Raw genomic sequence first — 19,142 nt, forward strand, 5'->3', positions numbered from 1 at the left:
CCAGGAATAAGAAATTCATCTGGAGTATATGAGATGTTAAATACCATTCTGTAACCAGAGGAAATCATTTACCTTTCAAACTACTGGAGGCCAAATTAATGGCAAAAGAACGCCCGCCGCTAGACGAAATGACATTGCGGCAATTACGCAGAGTGGCTAGTGAATATGGTATTTCTCGCTACAGTAGGATGCGTAAATCACAATTACTAGCATCGATTCAAGAAGTTCAGCGCAACAAGTTTTCGCTCAGTTCATCTCAATCACTGGAGGCACAGGAAACCGTGGAAGCAGCAAAATTTGAGTTAGGTCAAGTGGATCGTAATGGTGGATCTCTGGCTGATGTTGATGAGGGACTAGCAGATCTACCTGCTGGTTACGGTGAAAGTCGGATTGTACTTTTACCCCGCGATCCTCAATGGGCTTACACTTACTGGGATATTCCCAATGAGCATAAACAAGAACTGCGTCGCCAAGGAGGACAACAGCTAGCGCTGCGTATTTATGATGTTACCGACATCGACGATCTTGAATACCAAAGCCCCCACAGCCTGCAAGAATATCCTGCTGATGAGTTAGCGAGAGAATGGTATCTACCAGTTCCGGTGAGCGATCGCGATTATGTCATCGATATCGGTTATCGTGCTGTTGATGGACGCTGGTTAATCCTAGCTCGTTCTGCACGAGTCCACATTCCGCCTGTTTATCCTTCTGACTGGATTGAGGACGTTTTCGTTACAGTCAACTTTGAAGAAGATTTGCGTGGTAAGACTGTTTACGAATTGGTTCCCCCAGCTAAGAAGATTGCGACAACAGCCTATGCTGCTAACGGCGGCAATCCTATTTACGACCAAATCTTTGGTATGGCCGAATCTGCCGAAGCGCAACGGGTTGCAGGTTCTCTGTTTGGTTCCATGCAGCACGTAGCTGGCTCTGTACCCCCAGAACAAGCCATCAGCTCCTACATTTTCCCATCTGGTGTGGGTATGTGGGCAGTTCCCACCACTTCTGGTTTAAACATGTCTGGTGTAGGAATGTCAGGCGTTGGCTTCTCCGCTTCTGCTGTACCTGTACGTCCACGCAAGTTCTGGTTAATTGCGGATGCTGAATTGATTGTCTACGGTGCAACTGAACCAGATGCTACTGTAACCATTGGCGGTCGTCCAATTAAGCTGAATCCAGATGGTACATTCCGCTTCCAGATGTCCTTCCAAGATGGTTTAATTGACTATCCTATCTTGGCTGTTGCGGCTGATGGCGAGCAAACCCGCTCGATTCACATGAAGTTTGAGCGTGAAACACCATCTCGCAATACCAATACCAAAGATGAAGCCGTTTTAGAGTGGCTGTCTTAATTGTGGATTCTCAATTAACTCCAGATTGAATAATATTTTTTTTACCCGCTATAGTAATTCTGTAGCGGGTTTTTGCACATCAAAGGAACTGGGGAAGGGGGAAAGGGGACAAGGGAGAATATGGGAACAAATGACAAATGACAAATGACTAATGACTTTTATTCAATATGTCTAGATTATTTTTATTATCTATCTTCATCATCCTGATGAATTTATTATCAGGCTGTAAAAATCTGGAATCCAAAGCAACCCAAGAACCAGCCAAAACTGGCTGCATTGGCAAAAATGCTAATTTTAGTATTGAATTTTTCAAAGCCAATAACCAAGGAAAAAAATTTGACAAAGGCATCAATCATGTAATTATTTTGAATCCGCAATCAGCAAAATTAGATTTTAAAGTAAATGTGGGACTGGCGCATAAGCTCTATGCCAAAGATAATCAGGGAAAATTGCGTAAGGAATATGTACCAAAACAATTTCGCGAAATCATCACTGATGCAAATTCTCAATTAAACGGACAAAAACCAATAGCTGCAATTAATGCTGACTATATAGGCACTGATAATAAACCACAAGGATTGAATATTTCTCGCGGATTTGAGTATTCAGGAGCCTTTAAAACTAAACGTTCTTCCTTTGGTATATCGGGAGGAAACCCTCAAGATAGAAAAGCCACCATTCAGGCTGGAAGAAGAAGTAATGAAATTCTTAATTACAACTTGGTAGGAGGTAATGGCAGATTTTATCGTGGCGGTAAATTTAAAGATATTTGTCCAGATTTAGGAGAATTTGCCTGTAAGCAAGCAACAAACCGTTCTTTAGCTGCCATAACTGACAAAGGTTATGTAATTTTATTAGTTAATGATGCTAAAGCTAATTCAAATATTGAGTTTTCTGCTAATAATCAAGAATTACTACCAGATGAATTTGATAATGTTCTAGAAGGTATTGCTCGTAATAATTGTTTGGGCAATATTCAAGAAGGAATTTTGTTTGATGGTGGGATGTCACCAGGATTATATTACAACAATAAAATATATGTAGAAAATGCTGGGCCTATTGGTTCAGTATTTTTGATATATAAAAAGTAATCTCATGTTCAGTTAAGTCTCTACTTCAAGTGAAATTAGCGACAGATAGGCACACAATACCTTTTGATTAAGATGAAGTTTTAGTTATGTCTAATGTAGCTTTGGTATTCTAAATAGCTAACTACTTGGTAAACGCATTGCTCAACAGAGAATTGATGAGTCAAACAAATAATCTCTGGATTTAAAGGTTCTTCGTAAGGGTCAGATATGCCAGTAAAATGTTTAATTTGTCCTGTTCTGGCTTTGGTATAAAGCCCCTTAACATCACGGGATTCACAAACTGCTAATGGTGCTTGAACGTAAACTTCTACAAAATTGGTGGTTGTTTGTCTCAATTCCTCTCGAATTTCCCGATAGGGGCTGATTGCAGCCACGATCGCTATCACCCCATTTCGACTGAGCAAGTTAGCAACAAAACCAATCCGTCGGACATTGATATCTCTATCTTCTTTAGTAAATCCAAGTCCTTGAGATAAATGGGTGCGAACGACATCACCATCAAGTAATTCTACTCGGCAATCCCGCGATCGCAGTTCTTGAGCAACAGATAAGGCGATTGTTGTTTTACCCGCCCCACTTAAACCTGTTAGCCAAAGAATTAGACCTTGATGGTTCATAACTCGTTTTTTCTTCATCTATGGAAGAGTGCGATCGCACTTTACATTATTTGTGGGAGCGATCGCTCATCTAAAATGTGTTAATTTTTCCTAGCTAAGGTGCTTTTCGATGCATCAAAGGTACTTTTCGATGCATCAAAGGTGCTTTTCGATGCATCAAAGGTGCTTTTCGATGCAACTAAAGTCGGCGTTGGATGAATCGAGATGATTAAAGCGTTACGAAATTAGCGGCAGTCAGCGTCGTCGTATTTATACCAGTCAGCTTCTACTCCATGAAGACTGGGCAAGGTTAATGTTTGCAACTTCAATGCAATCAAGGTGCAAGCCAATGCAACAAAGTTGCTCTTCGATGCACCTAATCAATTTGTTGAGTGGGCAAGCATTTGCTCACCCAAAAAACTTAAACAGCTTTGCTGTATCTTGCATTTTTTAATTGCGTTAGCGTAGCAGGGCGTAGCCCATTGCGAATTGTGAATTGGTATTAAACGATCGCCTTTTACTTACGGCTATGTGCCGCAAACATTTTTTGAATCGATATAACTACTGCGGTTTTAGAACATTATCAGCAAACTGCCCTTTCACATTACCCGCAGGAGCATACTGACAAACTACATAGAAGCCATCGTACTTAGTACCGTCAATTGTTGCAGGGCCAGGTGCAGCACCACAGCCGACTTTGGTACTGCCCTTCCAGACTACCTGAGTAAAATGCCCAGTTGAGCCAGAAAATACAGGGTTGTTGTAGTCATAATCTTTAATTTCACTGTACCAGTCCTGAACTGCTGCGCTACCTAAGTTTGTTGACTCTCCACCCCAGTATATATTCTCTCCTACATTGTTTCGATTGGTACTGTGTTCTAAGTCACCTTTAGCTGCTATGGTTTGTGCCCAGGCTTGTGCGCTCTCGTTGAGAGTATTATCGATGGTCACGTTAGGACTTTTATGCTTGGCTCGATAAGTGTTGTGTGCAGATACAGCATCGCTACGCAGCGCTGCTAAGTCAATAGATGTCTGTCCTAAAACAAGGTGATTACCGATTGCTACTCCAGTGAGTCCGATAGCTAAAGTTGTAGCTGTTGTCAAAGTTAGAGTCGAAAAGAATTTATTCATGATTTTATGTCTGTTAAGTTAACTTTTCCAAGTCAATGCAACTAAAGTGCAACTTGGGAAAAAAGGCGGAAGATTCATCGCCTCATCAGTTGAGCCATCATTTTTTATTTAGGCAATCGCCCAAATTTTGCTGTAGCGAAATCGATTATATAGCGATCGCCTCTGTTAGCGCCTCGTACAAAGATCCAAGTTTTGACTAGGATCTTTGTCCTATATAATTGATGCTTATACTTATTGGCAGTGTGAAAATTTTGCTGTGCTGCAAAATGAAAGAGTGCGATCGCACATGAGATGACTCGTAGATGCGATCGCACTCCTTGAATGTGATATTTAATGTGATAATTTTTCCTAGCTCATGATGCGACTAACTTTTTGCGGCTAGGACGCTTGTAATCTGATTTTTTCTTCAATCCTACCGCTTGGGCTTGATCGCTATCTAATCCATATTGTCCGCGCACAACTTCTTTCATCGCTAATACCGCATTGTGAAATTCCCATTCTGCTAATCGCGCAGCATCAGCCGCAGCACGGTATAAAGCTAGTTTCTCGGTTTCGGCTTGTTGCTGAGCCAACATAGCTTGATAAGCTTGCTGTAATTTGGCAGCAGAGGCATCAGCACGGTGAGTTTCGTAAGTAGTAATGGTTTGCAAACCGTGCCACGAACTAACATCTTCACTAATTACTTGAGGGCGTAAACGGCGTGTTGTGTCTTGGGTAGCCATATTAACATACTGTTGTAAAGTATATATTTAATGTACCCATTGTCACCATAAAGCTATCAGTACTAGGAAATTTTTAGATAAAACAGGCTTTAAGAAAAGGATAAGCTGATTTTTGCTCTTTGATGCATTAAAGGTGCAAGCCGATGCATCAAAGGTGCAAGCCGATGCATCAAAGGTGCAAGCCGATGCATCAAAGGTGCAAGTCGATGCATCAAAGGTGCAAGCCAATGCATCAAAGGTGCAAGCCAATGCATCAAAGGTGCAAGCCAATGCATCAAAGGTGCAAGCCGATGCATCAAAGGTGCAAATTAATGTATTTAGCCAATTTGTAGGGTGAGCAAACATTTGCCCAGCCAATACTTTTAAACAGAGGTAAAATTGTTCTGTGTCAGCGTGGTGGTATCAAACCCAGTCAGCACCGCTAAAGTTTGATTGCCTAAACGAATCTCATTACCAAAGAAAGATAACTGACTAAAACTCAAACCAGACAAGCCGATGTCACAAAGGTGCAAGTCAATACATCAAAATTGCTCTTGAATACAACAAAGATGCAAGTCAATACATCAAAGATGCAAGCCAATGCACCTAAATAAGTTGTCGAGTGGGCAAACACTCGCCCACCCAACACACTTAAACAGAGATAAAATTACTTTGTGTCAGGGTAGTGGTATCAAACGCAGTCAGCACCGCTAGGGTTTGATTACCTAAACGAATCTCATCACCAGAGAAAGACAACTGACTGAAACTCAATCCAGACAAGCCAATCTTATCGCCTTGACCTAAACTAAAATCAGTAATCGTATCTCGACCTGCAGCTTTCTCCAACACGAAGATATCGCCACCACTACCGCCAGTTAGGATATCATCAGCTTTGCCACCATTGAGGAAATCGTTACCCGCACCGCCAACGAGTAAATCTTGACCATTTCCACCCAAGAGAGTGTCGTTACCGTCACCGCCAGAAAGTGAATCTTCACCGTTATCACCTTCGAGACGGTCGTTACCAGCTTCACCGTTAAGTGTGTCATCACCGTTACCGCCTAACAAGGTGTCGTTGCCAGTACCGCCATAAAGCGTGTCGTTACCATTATCACCCACTAGGTTATCGTTGCCAGCATTACCAAAGACACTATCGTTACCGTTGAGTGCATTAATAATGTCGTTGCCAGATGTACCGTTGATATTATCATTTTGGTTAGTACCGTTGAGGTTGACTCCCACAGCCACTGTCACCATCGCTACATCTGTGCCACCATTGCCATCGCTGACGGTGTAGTTAAAGCTGCCATTGCCAGTAAAACCTGTGGTGGGAGTAAAGACGATATTGCCACTGTTATTTAAGCTCACAGTACCGTTAACAGCGTTACTCACAGCAGTGATGCTTAAAGTAGAACTGTCTACATCTGTATCGTTAGCTAACAAGTTAGCAGCCAGTAAAGTCAAAGGTGTATTTTGATTGGCGCTAGCAGAGTCATCACCAGCTACAGGTGCATCGTTAACAGGAGTTACCGTTAAATCAAAGGTATCGTCAACACTGGCGTTGCTAGTGTCAGTTGCAGTAACTTTAATGCTAATTGTACCGTTATCTGGGTCATTGGGTGTGCCGCTAAAGGTACGGGTATTGGCATCGAAGCTTAACCAAGTGGGTAGGGCGTTGCCGTTAGCGAGGGTGGCAGTGTAGGTTAAGCTGTCACCTGCATCAACATCGACAAAGGTGTTGGCTGGAATGGTAAAGCTGAAGAAGCCATCTTCTAGGGTGTTTTGGTTAGCAATGGCATTTGCTACTGTGGGTGCCTCGTTGACCCCCCCTGTAGTCGCCCCGAAGAACAGGATATTGCCGTCAAAATTCCCGACGAAAGCATCGAGATTCCCATCGCCATCGATGTCGGCAAAAGTGGGAGAGGCATAATTACCCACATCCGTGAGTCCGAAGTTCCCCGCTTCAGATGTGAAAATCGGAGCCGTCGCCGTTCCCGTGTTGCGGAAGAACGCCGTATTGCCGCTACTATTCCCGACGAAAGCATCGAGATCCCCATCGCCATCGATGTCGGCGAAGGTGGGCGCGGCATTATACCCCACATTGGAGAGTCCGAAGTTCCCCGCTTCTTGAGTAAACAAAGGAACCGTCGCCGTTCCTGTGTTGCGGAAGAACACCGTATTGCCGTTAGGTTCCCCGACGAAAGCATCGAGATCCCCATCGCCATCGATGTCGGCGAAGGTGGGAGAGCCATAAACCCCCACATTGGAGAGTCCGAAGTTCCCCGCTTCTTGAGTAAACAAAGGAGCCGTCGCCGTTCCCGTATTGCGGAAGAACACCGTATCGCTTAAGAATTCCCCGACGAAAGCATCGAGATCTCCATCGCCATCGATGTCGGCGAAGGTGGGTGCGGCATAAAAACCCACATCCGTGAGTCCGAAGTTCCCCGCCTCCTGGCTGAAACTGGGAACCGTCGCCGTTCCCGTGTTGCGGAAGAACACCGTATTGCCGTCAAAATTCCCGACGAAAGCATCGAGATCCCCATCCCCATCGATGTCGGCTAGAGTGGGCTTGGCAAAAGACCCGACATTGGAGAGTCCGAAGGAGTTGGTCACGGGAGCGACGAAATTAATCGGGGGCGGTGGGGCCGGTTGATTCTCGAAGAACAAGGTATTGCCGGCAAGATTCCCGACGAAAGCATCGAGATCCCCATCGCCATCGATGTCGGCAAACGTGGGCGCGGCATAATTACCCACATCGGAGAGTCCGAAGTTTCCCGCTTCAGATGTGAAAATCGGAGCGGTCGCCGTTCCCGTATTGCGGAAGAACACCGTATTGCCTAAGTATTCCCCGACGAAAGCATCGAGATCCCCATCGCCATCGATGTCGGCAAACGTGGGCGCGGCATGAGACCCCACATTTGTGAGTCCGAAGTTCCCTGCTTCAGAGGTGAAAATCGGAGCCGTCGCCGTTCCCGTATTGCGGAAGAACACCGTATTGCCGAAGAATCCCCCGACAAAAGCATCGAGATCCCCATCGCCATCAATGTCGGCAAACGTGGGTTTGGCAGAACCCCCCACATTGGAGAGTCCGAAGTTCCCTGCTTCAGATGTGAAAATCGGAGCGGTCGCCGTTCCCGTATTGCGGAAGAACACCGTATTGCCGTAGCCTTCCCCGACGAAAGCATCAAGATCCCCATCGCCATCAATGTCGGCTAAGGTGGGCGCGGCATAAATCCCCACATCGGAGAGTCCGAAGTTCTCCGCTTCTTGAGTAAACAAAGGAGCCGTCGCCGTTCCGGTGTTGCGGAAGAACACCGTATTGCCGGCAAGATTCCCGACAAAAGCATCGAGATCCCCATCCCCATCGATGTCGGCAAACGTGGGCACCGCATAATTACCCACATTCGTCAAGTAGTTAATCGGGGCGATAAATATTGGGTCGGTCATAGTTGATTTTCTCCTTAGAGTTAAGATATGTGTTTGACGGCTGTCGCTACAGCTTGGTTTAGTGGCTCCCATTGCCAGTTCAACTTACGTAGTAATGGCAAGAGTGCAAGGTCGGTGAAGTCGTCCTTCGGATAGCTCACCTGTATCTGTCGGCATCCGTTTTTAACTAATTCGACTTCTAAAGCTTGGATTAAGCGCGTTCCGATGCCTCGATTGCGGCACTCCGGCAACACCAACAACGAAATCAGTTCGGCTACGCCATCACCTAAGAGTTCGGCTATAGCAAAACCGACGATTTCCCCGTCTAGCGACGCGGAAAGTCCGATCAATTCTCCCCGTTGCGGTTGCGTCTGCCAGCGTTGACTCAGGCGGGGAAAGGTCAGAGCATCATAGGGTAATAAATTATTCGGATTGAGATGGTAAACACGCTGATATTTGATCGCAGAAGGGGTAATTTCTCTCAATTTGGGCAATCCAGCCACGGGGGCTTTCGCTCCCTTACTGGGGCGTTCGGCGGTGGGTTTGGTAATGACGATGCCTTCCGAACCGGGAAACGTCACCAGACGCTCGATCTCATCACTCTGGAATCCCAAAGCTTGGGGACGGCGCACCCCCGGCAGCACTACCACATCGAACAATTCCTCGACTGCTCCTTCTAACTGAAGCCAATGCAGCACTTCTCCCGTCGTCAGCGAAATTGCCATCAAGCCACATTGAGGTACATTTCCCTGCTTGGCTAACCGTTCCTCTAAGACTAATCCGGTAAAGGTTCTCGCCCGGAGTTTCGATAATCCCACCAGTGCCACATCTCCCCAGAAGGCTAAACCCCTGACGAATCCCGGACAAAACGCAATTGGCACAAATTTTTCGCCCTCAATAAATCCCAGTTCCCCCGTTCCCGAATTCAGCAGCCACAATTTTCCCTGATAAAACCGGGGTGAATGGGGCATCGATAAACCCCTGACAACGATCTCGTTACTAGAAACCTCGATAACCACCCCGCCATCAATCCGACAATTGCGCCATCCGGCTGCTGTATCGGTACTACTGCAAGCCGTGACATAGGCGGGTTTTCCCTCCACCAACGCCAACCCGTTGAGGTGGCAGCGATCTTCCGGCACCAGTTTTGAGATGAAAGACGGTTGCCAGATGGGGACGAAACTATAGTCGTCACTGAGCGTCGCCAGACAGCTAAAATCAGTATTGACAAAAATGACTTTCCGTGAGTCGTCCAGAACGACATCATGGACATTGAGATCGCCTGTGGTGTGGGCAACACGGGGTACGTAGAGGCGATCCGCTTGCGGATCTTGCGAAGCGATCGCGCCCTGAATTTCTCCTGGGGACAGGTGATTGTCAAATCGCCATATCTGATAGCGAGTGCTGAGGTAAAGCTGTTCTCCTGCTGCATACAGCCCCATCGGTTTGTCGAACAAGCGTTCATGAAGCTTCAAACGTCCTTCAGGGGAACTGCCAACGAAAAACAGGCGATTCGTCTGATAGGTGCTGAAGGCTAAACTGATGTTCTGTTGGTGCAGCCAGTGGGCTAACTCAAGGGAGGTATTGATGTTTAGGGTTGGGGAATTAATGGTCATCAGATTAGGGTAAGGACAAACCGACGGGGCTAGACAGACTGGCATGAAATCAGGGATTTTGTCACAGTAAAGCGCCGAGTAAGGTGGAACCGGAACGAGGTAAACCGGAGAACGAGTGGATTTTGGCAGTCATTACGGTTAATTAGTTTTGATATGAAAGCTTTTATACTTATGGGTTGCGATCGCAATTTTGTTGGGGTGAAGTGGATTATAGAGCGATCGCCCTTGGCGTTCCCGCAGGGTAGCTATGCCGAAGGCTTTACGCTGCGCTAACAGATGCCTGCGGCAAGCCGCTGACGCGTCTACGGCGGAAGCCGCCGCTCCGACTTTTCGCTACGACGGGCTACGCCTACGCACTTGATATTATTCGTGAATTGCTATGACTTTTTAAGGTTATGACGCTTGTACAAAAGGTGCAAAGTAATGCAATCAAGTTGCAAGCCAATGCAATTAAGATGCAAGCCAATGTCACAAAGGTGCAAGCCGATGCAACAAAGATGCAAGTCAATGCAACAAAGATGCAAGTCGATGTAACTCAATTGCAAGCCAATGCACCTAAATAATTTGTCGAGTGGGCAAACACTCGCCCACCCAACAGAACTTACACAGAAACAAAGTTGCTTTGCGTTAGCGTAGTCGTATCAAAGCCAGTGAGTATTCCCAAAGTTTGATTACCCAAACGAATCTCATCGCCAGAGAAAGACAATTGACTGAAATTCAACCCAAGCAAGCCAATCTTATCGCCTTGACCTAAACTAAAGTCAGTGATTGTATCTCGACCTGCAGCTTTCTCCAACACGAAGATATCGCCACCACTACCGCCAGTTAGGATATCATCAGCTTTGCCACCATTGAGGAAATCGTTACCCGCACCGCCAACGAGTAAATCTTGACCATTTCCACCCAAGAGAGTGTCGCTACCGTCACCGCCAGAAAGTGAATCTTCACCGTTATCACCTTCGAGACGGTCGTTACCAGCTTCACCGTTAAGCGTGTCATCACCGTTACCACCTAACAAGGTGTCGTTGCCAGTACCGCCATAAAGCGTGTCATTACCATTATCACCCACTAAGTTATCGTTACCTGCATTGCCAAAGACACTATCGTTACCGTTGAGTGCATTAATAATGTCGTTGCCAGATGTACCGTTGATATTATCATTTTGGTTAGTACCGTTGAGGTTGACTCCCACAGCCACTGTCACCATCGCTACATCTGTGCCACCATTGCCATCGCTGACGGTGTAGTTAAAGCTGCCATTGCCAGTAAAACCTGTGGTGGGAGTAAAGACGATATTGCCACTGTTATTTAAGCTCACAGTACCGTTAACAGCGTTACTCACAGCAGTGATGCTTAAAGTAGAACTGTCTACATCTGTATCGTTAGCTAACAAGTTAGCAGCCAGTAAAGTCAAAGGTGTATTTTGATTGGCGCTAGCAGAGTCATCACCGGCTACAGGTGCATCGTTAACAGGAGTTACCGTTAAATCAAAGGTATCATCAACACTGGCGTTGCTAGTGTCAGTTGCAGTAACTTTAATGCTAATTGTGCCGTTATCTGGGTCATTGGGTGTGCCGCTAAAGGTGCGGGTATTGGCATCGAAGCTTAACCAAGTGGGTAGGGCGTTGCCGTTAGCGAGGGTGGCAGTGTAGGTTAAGCTGTCACCTGCATCAACATCGACAAAGGTGTTGGCTGGAATGGTAAAGCTGAAGAAGCCATCTTCTAGGGTGCTTTGGTTAGCAATGGGGTTGGCGACTGTGGGCGCATCGTTGACACCGTTGATGGTCAGGTTGACTGTGGCTGTACTAGTACCACCTTTGCCATCACTGATAGTATAAGCAAAACTGTCGTTGGCAGTAGCTCCCACACCCAAGGATTCAAATTTAGCGTTGGGGTTGTAAGCAAATGTGCCATTAGCATTAAGTGTTAACAGCGCACCAGAAGTTAAAGTAATTTGATTACCCACATTCGCAGCATTGCCGTTGACGGCACTGACAGTAAGGATATCACCTGTATCGGGGTCAGTATCATTAGTTAAGACATTACCGTTAACAGCAGTATCTTCATTTGTGGTTACGCTGTCGTTTGTCGCTGTTGGGTTGTTATTTTGTACTTCGTAAGTTCCAATATCGACTGTGCTGCCACTAATGCGGTTAAAACCTGTACCGCGTTGGTCGGTGGTGACACCAGAGGGAACAAAGGCATTATTGCCAGCGTTGATGGCGGCTGAACCTGCGACTAAGGCGTGGGTTTGGGTTGCGCCACCGTTGTTAGCAAGGGCAGCAAGGACTTGGTTGATATCCGTGATGCCAGCCGAGGCAAAGGTGATATCGCTTCCTGTGCCGATAGTGCCGGATGCACCAGTCAGGCTACCAATGAGGTTGTTGGCATTTCCTGTCACCGCGCCGGAAATATCGGGGGATTGATTCCCCAAGTCGAAGTTGCCCGCAATGATAGTGTTTTGGACAGTTAAATTGCCGAAAGAACGAAAAACTCCTCCGCCACCTCCTTCATTTTGGATGTTTTTGGCAGTGTTATTAGTAATTGTGCTGTTGATGATAGTACTGCTGCCACTAAAACCAAAAGAGCCTATGCCACCTCCAACGCGATCTGCTGTGTTACCACTGATGGTGCTATTAATTACAGTGAGAGTGCCACTACTAGCAATTCCGCCTCCAGAGTTGCCCGTCGTACTATTGCCAGTGATGGTGCTGTTAATTATAGTGAGAGTGCCGCCATTCCCAATACCTCCACCGTTAAATGCCCGACTGTTACTAATGGTGCTGTTAGTAATGGTGAGAGTGCCGTAATTTGTGATGGCTCCACCATAACCACCATTACCTTCGGTAATTGTCAAAGCATCAATTGTACTATTTATTGGCCTACTGATAGGAAAAATGCTGAACACGCTGGAGGCATTGTTGCCACTCACTGTCAGTTGATTTGCCCCAGTTCCTTGAATGGTGACATCATCAGTAATTGTCAGTTGCCCAGATGTCAAAGTAATGGTATTAGGGGTGGCATCAGTGAATACGCTACCTGCAAAGGTAATGGTATCTGCCCCAGCAAGGGCGTTAGCATTGAGAATTGCTTGCCGCAAGGAACCTTCACCGGAATCGTTGGTGTTGGTGACGACGGTATCATTGGCGGCAATGGTAACTGTGGCAGTATTGTTTGTACCGTCAACGGTGTAGCCAGTACCAGTGTCTAAGTTGAGTTTGAGGGTTTCGGCTGCTTCAGTTGCAATGTCGTCAATGGCTGCTAGGTCAAGATCAACAAAGCTTTGGCCATCGGCAATGGTGACAGTTAAGGTATTGCCAGAAACGTTGACGCTACCACCATTGAGGGTATAGTCAGCCGTCGAAGCTGTACTAATACCATCAATAGTTAGGTTAATGGTTAAATCTCCTGTGGTGTCGGTGCGAGTTAGGCGATAAACACCGTTGCTACCACCTTCATTGGCTGTGGCTGTTTGTGCCGTAATGCTGACAGTGGGAGCAGTTACAGGTATTTGTGTGCCGTAGACATCATCATTATTAGTGAGAGTTCCAGCATCGTTAGCCGCACTGTTGCCGCTGAAGGTAGACGAACCGACAAAATCGATGGTGCCAAGAACCGTGGGCATTCCCTGGTTATTATTGTTGGTGTTGGTGGTGGACTGCATGATGAAGATTGCCCCACCCAAGCCTTGACTTGAAGACGGCGATGAACTTAATCCACCTACAGCCGTGTTGTTAGTAAAACTGGTGTCGCTGAGGGTTAAAGAACCACTGCGAACAAAGATACCACCCCCTAAGCCAGCACCGGAGCCACCATCAGAAGAAGAACCTTTGCTGCCGCCGCCAAAGCCACCCAAGCCACCACCATTTTCACTGTAGCCACCACCGCCGCCGTAGCCACCATTTCCACCAGTACTGGAGTTATCACTGCCACCACCACCACCAAAGCCACCGTTACCATCAAATACACCGCCACCACCGAAGCCGCCTTCGGGAAGACCTTTAGGGTCTCCCCCGCCACCGAAGCTGGTGCTACCGCTGTAGCCACTATTGGAACCACCATCGTAGTTTCCGTTGCCACCGTAGCCACCGCCACCGCCACTGGCGTTGCCAAATAGTCCACCGCCGCCGAGGGCGCTGCCATTGCCAAACATACCACCACCACCGCCGCCACTCAAGCCGATCGAGCCATTACCGCCTTGCGCTGTGTTATTACTGAAAGCGACATTAGTTAGGGAGACATTGCCATCATAAATAAACAAGCCACCTCCCAAGCCAGCACCACCACCGCTGCCACCGCTACCGTTACCGCCTTTGGCGCGTCCGTTGGTGATGGTCAGGTCAGAAATACCGACGGTTCCCGACAAAATGAATAAGGGGCGTAGGTCACCATCATCATTAATACCGTTATTGTTGGCATCGCCACTGATGCTCTTGCCGTTGCCTACAATAGTGATGTTGCTGTTCACCAGGGTTTTCATCACCCCAGTGATGCGGACATCGCTATTAATGGTAATGGTGTCATCCCCTGCGATTTGGTTCGCTTGGAGAATTGCATAACTGAGTGTACCTGCGGTATTACCGCTACCGTCATCAGTGGTTTGGTTAACGATGAAATTTGCCATTTGATACTTTTCCTGTTGTGTGAATTGAATGAGTAGAAACTTTCACCTTTAAAAAAAGGGGAGTCAAGATTTAACCGTTGTGTCTGTTGGTTGGGCAACAATCAAATTCGCCGAACTATTGCTAGGATTTGTCCAAAAAGACAACTGATTAAATTGGGTAAATAAATCCGGTGGCAAAATGGTTTGCCTTTCTTGCAACTCGACTTTAGAACGAACTGTGTGCAGTCCTTTCAGGTTGAGTCGGTTGTCAAATTCCGGTGCATCATATTGGACATTTTCAAAGTCATGGTCGAATGGTTCTTCTTCTAAAAATTGATAAATTAAATGCAAAACCTTATCCGGCTTTTGCGCTAATAAGTCGTAATCGACTAACAATAACCGCGAGCTATATTCGCTATAAAAAGCTTCTTTAAGAGCGTTATAGGCAAACCCCACTAACCGTCCCCCTTGACTCAAGGCTTCGGTACGGGTGTAAACCGTGGCGCGTTCGGTGGGGTTGTTAAATAAGCGAGAAACATCAAAGGAGTTTTTTCTGACTAGTCTTTCGATGCTGTCCATAATCCAAGCCACATTCCGCACACAGCAAATTACTTTGGAGTGAGGAAATAATTCGTGAATTAAGGACAATTTGCTACACCACAAGCGGTTAGTGTCGAAGATGACTTGTTTATCGGTTTGGGACTGGTAAAATGTGGAAAAAATATTTAAAGTTAATGCCCGTTTTTGCTCTGGGGTGATGAATACGGAAAATTCGTTGTCTTCGCTCATAGCTTCGAGCATTCGATTTACTAGACTACCCACAGGGCTAGACATACTGGCATGAAACTGGGGATTTTGCCGCAGTAAAGCGCCGAGTAAGGTGGAACCGGAGCGAGGTAAGCCGGAGATAAAGTGGATTTTGGCACTCATAATGGTTAATTAGCTTGATTTGTCGCCTGGAGAAATTGAATGTTTCTCCAGGCGCGACATTATTTAATAACGAATTAGCATTGAGGCTAAAAAAAGCGCAGCGTGATTGTCCCCTATGCTGTCTGCGTTGGGGATGAAAGCTAGAGCTTGATAGTCTGCTCGGCTAGGCGTTTGTCTAAATTTTTGATAGTGAAATGGATTATAGAGCGATCGCCCCAATCACCGCATCGAACAAAGATCCCAGTTTTGACTAGGATCTTTGTCCTATATAATTAATACTTATCTTGAATAATGAGAGTTGCGATCTTCACCACACGGTAAAGCTGAAGAAACCATATTCTGAGGTAGTTTGATGTGCGATCGCATTTTCTTTTGTTCTCAAATGCGATCGCATCACCAATCACCCAAAAAGGCTACGATTTTAGACTGTTACGAAATTAGCAGCAGTCAGCGTCGTCGTATTAATACCAGTCAGCGTCGCCAAAATTTCATTGGTGGAAGTCACTTTGATATTGTTACCTGAAAAACTTAATTGCCCAAAGCTTAAACCACTATACAATCCAATCAAATCACTACCCTTAGAAAAATCAGTAATGGTATCAGTACCTTCCCCAGCAGCAAAAGCAAAAATATCGTTACCATTGCCACCTGTGAGAATATCGCTGCCAGCACCACCATAAAGGAGATCGTTACCATTACCGCCATTGAGGCGATCGCTACCACCGCCACCATAGAGAGTATCGTTGCCATTACCACCGTTGAGGCTATCGTTACCCGCGCCGCCATCCATCAGTCCATCGCCATACAAGATGTCGTTGCCATTATCACCGTTGAGGCTATCGTTACCCGCGCCGCCGTAGATGGTATCGTTGCCATTACCACCGTTGATGATGTCGTTACCAATGCTGCCAACCAGGTTATCCGCTTGATTCGTACCATTACTGTTAAGACCGACAGCCACAGTCACCGTACCAGTATCAGTGAGGCTACCATCGCTGAGGGTGTAATTAAAGCTGGCATTCCCAAAGAACAGAAGATTTGGCGTAAAGGAAACGAAATCATCTGCGGTGTTGCTGGCTGTGCCGTTATTGTTCAGGACGGCAGTACCGTTGGTAGCACCGCCCACAGCAGTGATGCTTAACGAGTTGCCATCGGCATCGGTATCATTTGCCAGTAGGCTACTAACTGGGATGTTGACAGGAGTTGCAAAGAATGTAGTAGCAGTGTCATCAACAGCAACAGGGGCACTGTTGGTGACAGGTTTTTGTGTGCCGTAGACATCATCGTTATTGGTGGCAGTTCCCGCATCGTTAGCTGCACTGTTGCCGCTGAAGGTAGATGAACCGACAAAATTGATAGTGCCAAGGACGGTGGGCATTCCCTGGTTGTTGCCGTTGGTGTTGGTGGTGGACTGCATGATGAAGATTGCCCCACCTAAGCCTTGACCATTTTGAGAACCCGTGCCACCTGTAGCTGTATTGTCAGTAAAGCTGGTGTTGTTGAGGGTCAAAGAGCCACTGCGGACGAAGATACCACCTCCTAGTCCAGCACCGCCGCCGCCGCGGCCATAGCCGCCGTTGCCGCCGCCGAAGCCGCCGGAGCTGAAGAAGCCATTGCCGCTGTAGCCGCCGCCGAAGCCGCCGCCGCCGCCGCCATAGCCGCCGTTGCCGCCGCCGTTGCCGTAGAAGCCGAAGCCGCCGCCGCCGCCGAAGCCGCCGTTGCCGCCGAGCTTCTGGCTGCCGCCGCCGCCGCCGCCGAAGCCGCCGCTAGCACCATTACTGCTAGAACTCCCATTCCCACCGCCACCGAAGGCACCAATACCACCGCCGTAGTTGCCGTTACCACCGTAACCGCCGTTGTTGTTAGTGTTTGCTGCAAAAAGTCCGCCGCCGCCGGTGAAAATGCCGTAGCCGCTGACGGAATTGCCAAACATCCCGCCGCCGCCGCTGCCGCCAGCACCGCCGCCGCCGACACCGCTACTGCCGCCTTGTGCGGCGTTGTTACTAAAATCGACATTGGTTAAAGAGACGTTGCCATCATAGATAAACAAGCCGCCGCCCAAACCAGCACCGCCGCCGCCGCTGTTACTATCTCCGCCTTTAGCCCGTCCGTTGGTGATGGTCAGGTCAGAGATATCGACAGTTCCCGACTGGATGAATAGGGGGCGCACGTCGCCATTATCGTTGATGCCATTGTTATTGGCATCGCCGCTAATACTGTGGTTGTTGCCCACAATGCTGATGTTGCTGTTCACCAGGGTTTTTACTACCCCAGTCACACGCACATCATTATTGAGGGTAATGGTGTCATCCCCTGCGAGTTGGTTAGCTTGGAGAATTGCGTAACTGAGGGTGCCTGTAGTAGTCCCAGTGCCGTCATCAGTAGTTTGATTAACGATGAAGTTTGTCATTTGATTTTTTTCTTTTGTTGAGTTATTTGTCAGGTGGGCAAACAGCAGACGACTAAAGTTTTAGTACGTTGCTAAGTCAATAGATGTCTTTCCTAAAACGGAGTCACTGCTCATTGCTCCTCCTGTTAGTGCAATGGTTAAAGCTGTGGCTGTTGTTAGGGTTAAAGTTGAAAAGAATTTATTTATGGTTTTGTATTTCTTGAGTTAACTTTTGTAAGTCAATGCATTAAAGGTGCAGGTCGATGCATTAAAGATGCAAGCCAATGCATTAAAGGTGCAAGCCAATGCATTAAAGGTGCAAGTCGATGCATCAAAGGTGCAAGTCGATGCATTAAAGGTGCAAGCCGATGCATCAAAGGTGCAAGCCGATGCATTAAAGGTGCAAGGCGATGCATCAAAGGTGCAGCTTGGTAGGGAAGGGGAAAGATTTAAAGTTTCATTAGCTCACCGCTTCTATCGGCTGGGCGACAATCACATTCGCCAGACTATTGCTAGGGTTCTTCCAAAAAGACAACCCATCATACTGAGTAAATAAATCTGGCGGTAAAATTGTCAGTCGCGGCTGAAACTCGACTTTGCGACGCACCTGATGTAGTCCCTTAGTATTGAGCCGATGATCAAATTCCTCAGCTTCGTATTCCACATTGGCAAAATCATGCTCAAAGGGTTCCTCTTGTAAAAATTGATAAATCAGCGATAGGGTTTTATCAGGTGCTTGGGTTAATAAGTCATAGTCCACCAAAAGTAAAGAAGCACTGTATTCGCTATAAAATGCTTCTTTGAGGGCATTATAAGCAAACCCCACTAACCGTCCCCCACCACTCAAGGCTTCAGTGCGGGTGTAAACTGTGGAACGTTCGCCAGCATTATTAAACATCCGCGACACATCAAAAGCATTTTTTCTAATCAGCCGTTCGATGCTATCCATAATCCAAGCGACATTCCGCACGCAGCAAATCACCTTTGAGCCAGGAAATAGCTGTTGAATTAAGGACAATTTGCTACACCACAAGCGATTAGTATCAAAGATGACTTCTTTTTCGGCTTGGGGTTCGTAAAATGTGGAAAATATAGTTAAGGTTAATGCCCGTTTTTGCTCAGGGGTGATAAAGACAGAATATTCGTTGTCTTCGCTCATCGCTTCTAGCATTCGGTTTACCAGACTACCAACGGGGCTAGTCATGCTGGCGTGAAACCGGGGGTTTTGCCGCAGTAACGCTCCGAGTAAGGTGGAACCGGAACGAGGTAAGCCGGAGATAAAATGGATTTTGGCAGTCATGACGATT

General features: G+C 46.9%; 15 protein-coding genes. 4 read left to right on the top strand and 11 right to left on the bottom strand.

Annotation, left to right across the window (positions count from 1 at the left end):
- Positions 1 to 98: 98 nt before the first annotated feature.
- Both AACU32_RS06740 and AACU32_RS06745 read left to right on the top strand, forming a co-directional pair.
- Entirely contained in the window at positions 99 to 1,352 is a 1,254-nt protein-coding gene (locus AACU32_RS06740) for a DUF4912 domain-containing protein (RefSeq protein WP_096598888.1), read from the top strand.
- Between the two features lie 167 nt (positions 1,353 to 1,519).
- Positions 1,520 to 2,443 (top strand): phosphodiester glycosidase family protein, encoded by a 924-nt coding sequence (locus tag AACU32_RS06745; protein ID WP_096598889.1) that lies wholly within the window; start codon positions 1,520 to 1,522, stop codon positions 2,441 to 2,443.
- Positions 2,444 to 2,523: 80 nt separating this feature from the next.
- Here AACU32_RS06745 and cysC read toward each other — a convergent pair whose 3' ends face one another.
- The 3 genes from cysC to AACU32_RS06760 form a co-directional block, all read right to left on the bottom strand.
- Positions 2,524 to 3,060, bottom strand: coding sequence for an adenylyl-sulfate kinase (gene cysC, locus AACU32_RS06750; protein ID WP_096598890.1), 537 nt, complete (start codon positions 3,058 to 3,060; stop codon positions 2,524 to 2,526).
- A gap of 540 nt (positions 3,061 to 3,600) precedes the next feature.
- Entirely contained in the window at positions 3,601 to 4,170 is a 570-nt protein-coding gene (locus tag AACU32_RS06755; protein WP_096598891.1) for a CAP family protein, read from the bottom strand.
- 353 nt (positions 4,171 to 4,523) lie between these two features.
- Entirely contained in the window at positions 4,524 to 4,892 is a 369-nt protein-coding gene (locus tag AACU32_RS06760; protein WP_096598892.1) for a hypothetical protein, read from the bottom strand.
- 112 nt (positions 4,893 to 5,004) lie between these two features.
- On the opposite strand from AACU32_RS06760, the gene AACU32_RS06765 reads away from it, so the two are divergent.
- Positions 5,005 to 5,229, top strand: coding sequence for a hypothetical protein (locus AACU32_RS06765; protein WP_339377598.1), 225 nt, complete (start codon positions 5,005 to 5,007; stop codon positions 5,227 to 5,229).
- Between the two features lie 25 nt (positions 5,230 to 5,254).
- Here the strand turns inward: AACU32_RS06765 and AACU32_RS06770 are convergent, their stop codons facing one another.
- From AACU32_RS06770 to AACU32_RS06780, 3 genes are all read right to left on the bottom strand, one after another.
- Entirely contained in the window at positions 5,255 to 5,383 is a 129-nt protein-coding gene (locus AACU32_RS06770) for a hypothetical protein (RefSeq protein ID WP_339377599.1), read from the bottom strand.
- A 139-nt stretch (positions 5,384 to 5,522) separates the two neighbouring features.
- A complete protein-coding gene (locus tag AACU32_RS06775) occupies positions 5,523 to 8,390 on the bottom strand; it encodes an FG-GAP-like repeat-containing protein (RefSeq protein ID WP_096598894.1) in 2,868 nt (955 codons plus the stop codon).
- Positions 8,339 to 9,958 carry a TIGR03032 family protein gene (locus tag AACU32_RS06780; protein ID WP_339377600.1) on the bottom strand — a complete coding sequence of 540 codons (1,620 nt, stop codon included), beginning with the start codon at positions 9,956 to 9,958 and terminating at the stop codon, positions 8,339 to 8,341. The genes AACU32_RS06775 and AACU32_RS06780 overlap by 52 nt, the downstream gene beginning before the upstream one ends.
- A 350-nt stretch (positions 9,959 to 10,308) precedes the next feature.
- On the opposite strand from AACU32_RS06780, the gene AACU32_RS06785 reads away from it, so the two are divergent.
- The gene (locus tag AACU32_RS06785; protein ID WP_339377601.1) at positions 10,309 to 10,476 is read left to right on the top strand and encodes a hypothetical protein; all 168 of its coding nucleotides are present in this window, start codon (positions 10,309 to 10,311) and stop codon (positions 10,474 to 10,476) included.
- 38 nt (positions 10,477 to 10,514) lie between these two features.
- On the opposite strand, the gene AACU32_RS06790 is transcribed toward AACU32_RS06785, so the two are convergent.
- The 5 genes from AACU32_RS06790 to AACU32_RS06810 form a co-directional block, all read right to left on the bottom strand.
- Positions 10,515 to 14,537: a beta strand repeat-containing protein gene (locus AACU32_RS06790; protein ID WP_339377602.1), complete on the bottom strand. Its 4,023-nt coding sequence runs from the start codon at positions 14,535 to 14,537 to the stop codon at positions 10,515 to 10,517.
- Between the two features lie 63 nt (positions 14,538 to 14,600).
- The gene (locus tag AACU32_RS06795) at positions 14,601 to 15,446 is read right to left on the bottom strand and encodes a sulfotransferase family protein (RefSeq protein ID WP_096598897.1); all 846 of its coding nucleotides are present in this window, start codon (positions 15,444 to 15,446) and stop codon (positions 14,601 to 14,603) included.
- A gap of 421 nt (positions 15,447 to 15,867) precedes the next feature.
- Positions 15,868 to 17,856: a calcium-binding protein gene (locus AACU32_RS06800; RefSeq protein ID WP_339377603.1), complete on the bottom strand. Its 1,989-nt coding sequence runs from the start codon at positions 17,854 to 17,856 to the stop codon at positions 15,868 to 15,870.
- Positions 17,857 to 18,074: 218 nt separating this feature from the next.
- A complete protein-coding gene (locus tag AACU32_RS06805) occupies positions 18,075 to 18,254 on the bottom strand; it encodes a hypothetical protein (protein WP_339377604.1) in 180 nt (59 codons plus the stop codon).
- 41 nt (positions 18,255 to 18,295) lie between these two features.
- Positions 18,296 to 19,135, bottom strand: a complete 840-nt coding sequence (locus AACU32_RS06810) for a sulfotransferase family protein (protein WP_096598899.1) — start codon at positions 19,133 to 19,135, stop codon at positions 18,296 to 18,298.
- Between the last annotated feature and the right edge of the window lie 7 nt (positions 19,136 to 19,142).

Origin of the sequence: Calothrix sp. NIES-2100 (assembly GCF_963875285.1) — a bacterium.
Classification (GTDB): domain Bacteria; phylum Cyanobacteriota; class Cyanobacteriia; order Cyanobacteriales; family Nostocaceae; genus Aulosira.

Excerpts from the sequence above, each read along its gene's own strand:
- AACU32_RS06740 (WP_096598888.1), top strand. The coding sequence starts at position 99 with ATGGCAAAAGAACGCCCGCCGCTAGACGAAATGACATTGCGGCAATTA.
- AACU32_RS06745 (WP_096598889.1), top strand. The coding sequence starts at position 1,520 with ATGTCTAGATTATTTTTATTATCTATCTTCATCATCCTGATGAATTTA.
- cysC (WP_096598890.1), bottom strand. The coding sequence starts at position 3,060 with ATGAACCATCAAGGTCTAATTCTTTGGCTAACAGGTTTAAGTGGGGCG.
- AACU32_RS06755 (WP_096598891.1), bottom strand. The coding sequence starts at position 4,170 with ATGAATAAATTCTTTTCGACTCTAACTTTGACAACAGCTACAACTTTA.
- AACU32_RS06760 (WP_096598892.1), bottom strand. The coding sequence starts at position 4,892 with ATGGCTACCCAAGACACAACACGCCGTTTACGCCCTCAAGTAATTAGT.
- AACU32_RS06775 (WP_096598894.1), bottom strand. The coding sequence starts at position 8,390 with ATGGGAGCCACTAAACCAAGCTGTAGCGACAGCCGTCAAACACATATC.
- AACU32_RS06780 (WP_339377600.1), bottom strand. The coding sequence starts at position 9,958 with ATGCCAGTCTGTCTAGCCCCGTCGGTTTGTCCTTACCCTAATCTGATG.
- AACU32_RS06785 (WP_339377601.1), top strand. The coding sequence starts at position 10,309 with ATGACGCTTGTACAAAAGGTGCAAAGTAATGCAATCAAGTTGCAAGCC.
- AACU32_RS06790 (WP_339377602.1), bottom strand. The coding sequence starts at position 14,537 with ATGGCAAATTTCATCGTTAACCAAACCACTGATGACGGTAGCGGTAAT.
- AACU32_RS06795 (WP_096598897.1), bottom strand. The coding sequence starts at position 15,446 with ATGAGTGCCAAAATCCACTTTATCTCCGGCTTACCTCGCTCCGGTTCC.
- AACU32_RS06800 (WP_339377603.1), bottom strand. The coding sequence starts at position 17,856 with ATGACAAACTTCATCGTTAATCAAACTACTGATGACGGCACTGGGACT.
- AACU32_RS06810 (WP_096598899.1), bottom strand. The coding sequence starts at position 19,135 with ATGACTGCCAAAATCCATTTTATCTCCGGCTTACCTCGTTCCGGTTCC.